Genomic DNA, 7,147 nt, shown 5'->3' with positions numbered 1-7,147 from the left:
CACCCGGTCAACCCGAACGGCAAGCCCGAGGGCCGCACCCGCCGCCCGAACAAGGAAAGCGACCGCCTGATTGTGCGTCGCCGTCGTACTGGCAAGAACAAGCGATAGGAGCCTGGGAACATGCCACGCAGCCTGAAGAAAGGCCCCTTCGTCGATCAGCACCTCTTCGTGAAGGTAGCTGCAGAGAACGAAAAGGGCACCAAGAACGTCATCAAGACGTGGTCCCGCCGTTCGATGATCGTCCCCGACATGCTCGGGCACACGATTGCCGTACACGACGGACGCAAGCACATCCCGGTGTTTGTCACTGAGTCGATGGTCGGGCACAAGCTCGGCGAATTCGCCCCGACGCGGACTTTCCGCGGCCATGTGAAGGACGACCGCAAGGGCAAGCGCCGCTAGGCGCTGCTCTTACGGCAGAAGACGAGAGAAGGAAAGCAATGGAAGCCAAGGCTATTGCGCGCCATATCCGCGTGACGCCTATGAAGGCCCGGCGCGTCGTCAACCTTGTTCGTGGCAAGCAGGCGAATGAGGCTCTGGCAATCTTGAAGTTTGCCCCCCAGGCAGCTTCGGAGCCGGTCAGCAAGGTACTCGCGTCGGCCGTCGCCAACGCCCGCGTTCTCGCGGACCGTGACGGCGTCGCCTTTGACGAGAGCGACCTCTATATCAGCGAAGCATTCGTCGATGAAGGCCCCACTATGAAGCGGTTCCAGCCGCGCGCCCAGGGGCGTGCCTACCGCATCAATAAGCGGACCAGCCACATCACGGTTGTTGTCGCTACCCCGGAGAAAGAGGAGGACCAGTAAGTGGGACAGAAAGTAAACCCGCACGGATTCCGACTCGGTATCACCACCGACCATGTCTCCCACTGGTTCGCTGACAGCAACAAGGCCGGCCAGCGTTACAAGGACTTCGTCCGCGAAGACGTGAAGATCCGCCAGCTGATGTCCACGGGCATGGACCGCGCGGGCATCGCCAAGGTTGAGATCGAGCGTACCCGTGACCGTGTGCGTGTGGATATCCACACCGCACGCCCCGGCATTGTCATTGGCCGCCGCGGCGCCGAAGCAGACCGCATCCGCGGCGAGCTGGAGAAGCTCACCGGTAAGCAGGTGCAGCTGAACATCCTCGAGGTCAAGAACCCGGAGATCGAAGCTCAGCTGGTTGCCCAGGGCATCGCCGAGCAGCTGACCTCGCGCGTGGCTTTCCGCCGCGCCATGAAGAAGGCCATGCAGTCCGCCACCCGCGCCGGCGCCAAGGGCATCCGTGTCCAGTGCTCCGGTCGCCTCGGCGGCGCTGAAATGAGCCGTTCGGAGTTCTACCGCGAAGGCCGTGTGCCCCTGCACACCCTGCGTGCGAACATCGACTACGGCTTCTTCGAGGCCAAGACCACGTTCGGCCGCATCGGCGTCAAGGTCTGGATCTACAAGGGCGACGTGACCGCGAAGGAACTGGCTGCCCAGCAGGCTGCCGCTCCGTCCTCGCGCGGCCGTGGCGACCGTCCGGGCCGCCCCGCCGCTGGTGGCGAGCGCCGTCGTCGTAATGACCGTCCTGCCGCTCCCGCCGCAGGCGAGGGCGCAGCCAAGGCCGAGGCGCCTGCCGCTGAGGCAGCAGCGCCGGCGGCAGAAGGAGGAGAAGCTTAAATGCTTATCCCACGTCGAGTTAAGTTCCGTAAGCAGCACCACCCGGGTCGTTCCGGCGCTGCTACCGGCGGCACCGAGGTCAGCTTCGGCGAGTGGGGTATCCAGGCTCTGACGCCGGCATACGTCACCAACCGCCAGATTGAAGCGGCCCGTATTGCGATGACCCGCCACATCAAGCGTGGCGGCAAGGTCTGGATCAACATTTATCCGGACCGCCCGCTGACCAAGAAGCCCGCCGAAACCCGCATGGGTTCCGGTAAGGGTTCGCCGGAATGGTGGGTCGCAAACGTCAAGCCGGGTCGGGTTCTGTTCGAACTCTCCGGTGTCAATGAAGAGGTAGCTCGCGAGGCACTGCGCCTGGCGATCCACAAGCTGCCGTTGAAGGCACGCATTGTGCGTCGCGAAGGTGGTGAATAGAAATGGCAGTTGGTTCAAAGGAACTGGCAACCGATCAGCTCGAGACATTCGATAAGGACCGTCTCGCAGAGGAGCTGCGCAAGGCCAAGGAGGAGCTGTTCAACCTCCGTTTCCAGTCCGCCACCGGTCAGCTGGAAAACCATGGCCGCCTGAAGGCAGTCAAGCGCGACATCGCACGCATCTACACCGTGCTGCGCGAGCGCGAGCTGGGCATTCGCCCCGAGGTCGAGGTTTCAGTTGAAGCCCCGGCCGAGGAGAAGAAGGCCAAGAAGGCTAAGAAGTCTGAAAAGGCTGCAGAAGCCGACACCGCCGAGACCGCAGCCCCCGCTTCGGAGGATGAGGCCAAGTGAGCGAAAACACTAACAAGGATGCAACTGTGGAAGAAGCCACTCAGGCTCGCGGTTACCGTAAGACCGCCCGCGGCTACGTCGTCTCGGACAAGATGGACAAGACCATCGTGGTCGAGGTTGAGGACCGCGTGAAGCACGCGCTGTACGGCAAGGTGATTCGCCGGACCGAAAAGCGCAAGGCCCACGACGAGCAGAACTCCGCCGGCATCGGCGACCTGGTTCTGATCGCCGAGACCCGGCCGCTGTCCGCCACCAAGCGGTGGCGCCTGGTCGAGATCATCGAAAAGGCCAAGTAGGACTTAGGTCCTGCACGCGGGGCCCGCCTGCAGAGCGGGCGGGCCCCGCACCCTTTAATTTTCCCTTCCGGCACCATGGATCCCGGTTCGCCGGAGCAGCCGGAAGGGTTTGGAAGGGAACGCGGTTGCTGAAGTTTTGACCGCGGACCCTTTGAAAAGTACAAGCCCCTGGCCGTGATTTCACGTCCGGGGTGTCTTGGTCATAAACTAGTAATCTTGCCTGTGCCGTTTGGAAAGACCATCCATCCTTCCGCATGGACAGAATAGGCAAATTCCCGCAACCGCCTTCGGACTGCACACACGTGTGGCCAGGGGGAGTTACGGTGCGGGCTACCCATATCCGTTCCGCAAGGCTCAGCTATGAGAACCGGCGCGACGACAGGAGTAATAAGTGATTCAGCAGGAGTCGCGACTGAAGGTCGCCGACAACACGGGTGCCAAGGAAATCTTGACCATCCGCGTTCTCGGCGGATCCGGCCGTCGCTACGCAGGCATTGGCGACACCATTGTTGCCACCGTCAAGGACGCAATTCCGGGCGGCAACGTCAAGAAGGGTGACATCGTCAAGGCTGTCATCGTTCGCACCAAGAAGGAACGCCGCCGTGCGGACGGTTCCTACATCAAGTTCGATGAGAACGCAGCCGTGATCCTCAAGAACGACGGCGATCCCCGCGGTACCCGTATCTTCGGTCCGGTCGGCCGTGAGCTTCGCGACAAGAAGTTCATGAAGATCATTTCGCTGGCTCCGGAGGTGCTGTAGTCCATGGCTAAGTACAAGATCAAGAAGGGTGACCTGGTTCAGGTCATCACCGGTGCCAAGGCTGAGCGCGGCGGCGACCGCGGCAAGCAGGGCAAGGTCCTGAAGGTGTTCACGGAGACCAACCGTGTGCTGGTTGAAGGCGTCAACCGCGTCACCAAGCACACCAAGGCCGGACAGTCGGATCGCGGCACGAAGACCGGTGGCATCGAGACCGTTGAGGCTCCGATCCACATCTCGAACGTGGCGATCGTCGATCCCGAGACCAAGAAGCCGACCCGGGTTGGCTACCGCACCGAAACCGTCGAGCGTGATGGCCGTGAGCGCACTGTGCGCATCCGCGTGTCCAAGGCCTCCGGGAAGGACCTCTAATGACTGAGACTGTCACCAAGATCGTCCCCCGTCTGAAGACTCGCTACGCCGGCGAGATCAAGCAGGCTCTGCGGGACGAGTTCAAGTACGAGAACGTGAACCAGGTTCCGCGCCTGGTCAAGGTTGTTGTCAACATGGGTGTTGGAGATGCCGCCAAGGACTCCAAGCTCATCGACGGCGCCGTGCGCGACCTCACCCAGATCACCGGCCAGAAGCCGCAGGTCACCAAGGCCCGCAAGTCCATCGCACAGTTCAAGCTGCGTGAAGGCATGCCGATCGGCGCCCACGCGACGCTGCGCGGCGACCGCATGTGGGAATTCGTGGACCGTCTGGTTTCGCTGGCTCTGCCCCGTATCCGCGACTTCCGCGGCCTCAACGGCAAGCAGTTCGACGGCAACGGTAACTACACCTTCGGTCTGACCGAGCAGTCGATGTTCCACGAGATCGATCAGGACAAGATCGACCGCGTGCGCGGCATGGACATCACCGTAGTGACCACCGCTAAGACCGATGACGAGGGCCGTGCGCTGCTGAAGGCGCTTGGCTTCCCGTTCAAGACCGAAGATTAATCTAGCTACGTGAAAGGTCCCGCCCCGGCGCCCAGCGCTGTCCGGAGCGAGGAAACCGTTACGAGGAAGGGCAAGAGCCCACAATGACTATGACAGATCCTGTCGCAGACATGCTCACGCGTCTGCGCAACGCCAACTCGGCCTACCATGACTCGGTGTCGATGCCGTACAGCAAGCTCAAGGCTCGCGTCGCCGACATCCTGAAGGCCGAAGGCTACATCGCCGGTTGGAAGGAAGAAGAGGCCGAGGTCGGCAAGAAGCTGACCCTGGAACTCAAGTTCGGTCCGAACCGCGAGCGTTCCATCGCCGGCATCCGCCGCATCTCCAAGCCCGGTCTGCGCGTTTACGCGAAGTCCACCAACCTGCCGCACGTGCTCGGTGGCCTGGGCATCGCAATCCTGTCCACCTCTTCCGGACTGATGACTGATCGTCAGGCCGGCAAGAAGGGCGTGGGCGGCGAAGTCCTCGCTTACGTCTGGTAACGGAAAGGAAGAGATTAAATGTCACGTATTGGACGTCTCCCCATCACCGTTCCCGCCGGCGTTGAGGTCAAGGTCGACGGCAACGTCGTCTCCGTCAAGGGCACCAAGGGCGAGCTGAGCCACACTCTGGCTTCGCCCATCACGGTTTCCCTGGAAGAGAACACCCTCACCGTTGCCCGCCCGAACGACGAGCGCGAATCCCGGTCCCTGCATGGCTTGACCCGCACGCTGATCAACAACATGATCGTTGGCGTGACCGAAGGCTACAAAAAGGACCTCGAGATCGTCGGCACCGGTTACCGTGTGCAGGCCAAGGGCTCGGACCTCGAGTTCGCCCTGGGCTTCAGCCACCCGGTGATCGTGAATGCCCCCGACGGCATCACCTTCGCAGTGGAGGGCGCTACCAAGCTCTCCGTCTCCGGCATCAACAAGCAGCAGGTCGGCGAAGTTGCTGCCAACATCCGCAAGCTGCGTAAGCCCGACCCCTACAAGGGCAAGGGCGTTCGCTACGCCGGCGAACAAATCCGCCGCAAGGTCGGAAAGGCTGGTAAGTAAACCATGGCGATCAGCATTAATAAGAAGCGGACCTCGAAGTCCAAGTCCGCAGCACGCGGCCGCCGCCACCTGCGCGTCCGCAAGCGCATCACCGGTACCGCGGCCCGTCCGCGCCTGGTGGTCAACCGTTCCGCACGCCACATCTTTGTCCAGGTTGTCGATGACAGCAAGGGCATCACCGTGGCTTCCGCTTCCACCATGGAAGCCGATCTGCGGGTCCTCGACGGCGACAAGTCCGCCAAGGCAAAGCGCGTCGGCGAGCTCGTGGCCGAGCGTGCCAAGGCTGCCGGTGTTGAGGCTGTGGTCTTTGACCGCGGCGGCAACCGGTACCACGGCCGCATTGCAGCGGTTGCCGACGGCGCACGTGAAGGTGGGCTGGCACTGTGACCGCTGAGAACAACGAAAAGGAAACTCAGGTGACTGAAGCAACTGAGACCGCTGCCGCGGGATCCGCTGAGACCACCGCTGCTTCCGGCCAGGACGACCGCCGCGGCGGACGTCGCGGCGAACGTAGCGGTGGCGGCGACCGTGGTGGCCGCGGACGTGGCCGCGACAATGCACGCGATGCCGAGAAGGACAAGTTCCTCGAGCGCGTCGTCACCATCAACCGCGTGTCCAAGGTCGTCAAGGGCGGCCGCCGCTTTAGCTTCACGGCTCTGGTAGTTGTCGGCGACGGCAACGGCATGGTCGGCGTGGGCTACGGCAAGGCCAAGGAAGTTCCGGCAGCGATCGCCAAGGGCGTGGAAGAGGCCAAGAAGTCCTTCTTCCGCGTGCCGATTATCGCCGGTACCGTTCCGCACCAGGTGCAGGGCGAAGCTGCTGCAGGCGTTGTCATGCTGCGTCCGGCTGCTGCCGGTACCGGTGTGATCGCCGGTGGTCCGGTCCGCGCCGTACTCGAGTGCGCAGGCATCCACGATGTGCTCTCCAAGTCGCTGGGTTCGTCCAACGCGATCAACATCGTGCACGCTACCGTCGACGCGCTGCGTCGCCTGGAGGAGCCCCGCTCCGTGGCAGCCCGCCGTGGCCTGCCCCTGGATGAGGTTGCTCCGGCGATCCTGCTGCGCAATATGCAGAAGGCAGGTGCGTAATGACCACTCCCAAGAATCTGACTCCGTCGGATGCACAGTTGGAAATCACGCAGATCAAGTCCGTCATTGGCGGCAAGCAGAACCAGCGCGACACGCTGCGTTCACTGGGCCTGAAGCGCATCGGACACACCGTTGTCCGTAGCGCCGATGCAGTGACCGTCGGCATGGTCAACACTGTTTCTCACCTGGTGAAGGTTGAGGAGGCGAAGTAAAGATGGCAGAAGAGAACAAGACTCTCAAGGTCCACCACCTGCGTCCTGCCCCCGGTGCCAAGACCGCCAAGACCCGTGTTGGTCGTGGTGAAGGCTCCAAGGGTAAGACCGCCGGTCGCGGTACCAAGGGTACAAAGGCCCGTTACCAGGTCAAGGCTGGCTTTGCCGGCGGCCAGTTGCCGCTGCACATGCGCCTGCCGAAGCTGCGCGGCTTCAAGAACCCGTTCAAGGTGGAATTCCAGGTCGTGAACCTGGACAAGCTCAATGAGCTGTTCCCCGAGGGCGGCGACGTGACCGTGGAGGCCCTGGTGGCCAAGGGTGCGGTTCGCAAGAACCAGCCCGTGAAGGTCCTGGGCACCGGCGACATCACCGTCAAGGTCGATGTGAAGGTTGACGCCTTCTCCGC

The 7,147-nt window shown here is 62.6% G+C and carries 15 protein-coding genes and 1 pseudogene; all 16 read left to right on the top strand.

What is annotated here, in order from left to right:
- Positions 1-108: pseudogene (locus AC5RWT_RS32765) on the top strand (50S ribosomal protein L2); the annotation flags it as partial.
- Positions 109-120: 12 nt separating this feature from the next.
- A complete protein-coding gene (rpsS, locus tag AC5RWT_RS32760) occupies positions 121-402 on the top strand; it encodes a 30S ribosomal protein S19 (RefSeq protein ID WP_074701289.1) in 282 nt (93 codons plus the stop codon).
- 38 nt (positions 403-440) lie between these two features.
- Positions 441-806 carry a 50S ribosomal protein L22 gene (gene rplV, locus AC5RWT_RS32755; protein WP_452038199.1) on the top strand — a complete coding sequence of 122 codons (366 nt, stop codon included), beginning with the start codon at positions 441-443 and terminating at the stop codon, positions 804-806.
- Positions 807-1,643: a 30S ribosomal protein S3 gene (gene rpsC, locus AC5RWT_RS32750; RefSeq protein ID WP_364644262.1), complete on the top strand. Its 837-nt coding sequence runs from the start codon at positions 807-809 to the stop codon at positions 1,641-1,643.
- Entirely contained in the window at positions 1,644-2,060 is a 417-nt protein-coding gene (gene rplP / locus AC5RWT_RS32745) for a 50S ribosomal protein L16 (protein WP_127511066.1), read from the top strand.
- A gap of 2 nt (positions 2,061-2,062) precedes the next feature.
- The gene (gene rpmC / locus AC5RWT_RS32740) at positions 2,063-2,410 is read left to right on the top strand and encodes a 50S ribosomal protein L29 (RefSeq protein ID WP_494045915.1); all 348 of its coding nucleotides are present in this window, start codon (positions 2,063-2,065) and stop codon (positions 2,408-2,410) included.
- Entirely contained in the window at positions 2,407-2,706 is a 300-nt protein-coding gene (rpsQ, locus tag AC5RWT_RS32735; RefSeq protein ID WP_127511068.1) for a 30S ribosomal protein S17, read from the top strand. The genes rpmC and rpsQ overlap by 4 nt, the downstream gene beginning before the upstream one ends.
- 391 nt (positions 2,707-3,097) lie before the next feature.
- Positions 3,098-3,466: a 50S ribosomal protein L14 gene (gene rplN / locus AC5RWT_RS32730; protein WP_127511069.1), complete on the top strand. Its 369-nt coding sequence runs from the start codon at positions 3,098-3,100 to the stop codon at positions 3,464-3,466.
- Between the two features lie 3 nt (positions 3,467-3,469).
- Positions 3,470-3,835, top strand: a complete 366-nt coding sequence (rplX, locus tag AC5RWT_RS32725) for a 50S ribosomal protein L24 (RefSeq protein WP_127511070.1) — start codon at positions 3,470-3,472, stop codon at positions 3,833-3,835.
- On the top strand, positions 3,835-4,404 hold the full coding sequence (gene rplE, locus AC5RWT_RS32720) for a 50S ribosomal protein L5 (protein WP_127511071.1): 570 nt from the start codon (positions 3,835-3,837) through the stop codon (positions 4,402-4,404). The genes rplX and rplE overlap by 1 nt, the downstream gene beginning before the upstream one ends.
- Positions 4,405-4,487: 83 nt before the next feature.
- Positions 4,488-4,886: a 30S ribosomal protein S8 gene (gene rpsH / locus AC5RWT_RS32715; protein WP_136784914.1), complete on the top strand. Its 399-nt coding sequence runs from the start codon at positions 4,488-4,490 to the stop codon at positions 4,884-4,886.
- Between the two features lie 18 nt (positions 4,887-4,904).
- Complete coding sequence (gene rplF / locus AC5RWT_RS32710) at positions 4,905-5,441, top strand: 50S ribosomal protein L6 (protein WP_494045916.1); 537 nt, start codon at positions 4,905-4,907, stop codon at positions 5,439-5,441.
- 3 nt (positions 5,442-5,444) lie between these two features.
- Positions 5,445-5,828 (top strand): 50S ribosomal protein L18, encoded by a 384-nt coding sequence (gene rplR, locus AC5RWT_RS32705; protein WP_494045917.1) that lies wholly within the window; start codon positions 5,445-5,447, stop codon positions 5,826-5,828.
- Positions 5,825-6,529, top strand: coding sequence for a 30S ribosomal protein S5 (rpsE, locus tag AC5RWT_RS32700; RefSeq protein WP_364644276.1), 705 nt, complete (start codon positions 5,825-5,827; stop codon positions 6,527-6,529). Before rplR ends, rpsE begins: the two co-directional genes overlap by 4 nt.
- Complete coding sequence (gene rpmD / locus AC5RWT_RS32695; protein ID WP_127511076.1) at positions 6,529-6,741, top strand: 50S ribosomal protein L30; 213 nt, start codon at positions 6,529-6,531, stop codon at positions 6,739-6,741. The genes rpsE and rpmD overlap by 1 nt, the downstream gene beginning before the upstream one ends.
- Positions 6,742-6,743: 2 nt before the next feature.
- On the top strand, positions 6,744-7,147 hold a 404-nt coding region (gene rplO, locus AC5RWT_RS32690), incomplete at its 3' end, for a 50S ribosomal protein L15 (protein ID WP_494083855.1).

The sequence above is a fragment of the Arthrobacter sp. Dra40 genome, assembly GCF_059091905.1.
The sequence above is the reverse complement of the archived record's forward strand: the minus strand, read 5'-3'. Positions and strand labels throughout refer to the sequence as shown.